Source organism: Peribacillus sp. SIMBA_075 (genome assembly GCF_046534585.1).
Map to the genome: position 1 here is coordinate 1 of NZ_JAWRYN010001237.1, position 249 is coordinate 249.

Annotated in this window: 1 protein-coding gene; it reads left to right on the forward strand. The window is 50.6% G+C overall.

What is annotated here, in order from left to right:
• On the forward strand, positions 1–249 hold a 249-nt coding region (locus SB775_RS32270), incomplete at both ends, for an AMP-binding protein (protein WP_410865368.1).

Sequence of the window (249 nt, forward strand, 5' to 3'; positions counted from 1 at the left end):
CTTTTCTTTCGACCATCACGCTCGGCGCAACGGCACTTGTCTATAATGGCGGATTCGATGCGTTGAAGTATTTGGACATCCTGAAAGACGAAAAAGTCAACGTGCTGTGCTGTACGCCGACAGAATACCGCATCATGGCCAAGGTCGAGAATCTGAACGATTATAAATTGCCTGAGCTGCGCAGTGCCGTATCAGCCGGCGAGCCGCTTAACCGCCAAGTGATTGATGCTTTCCAGGAGGCTTTCGAAT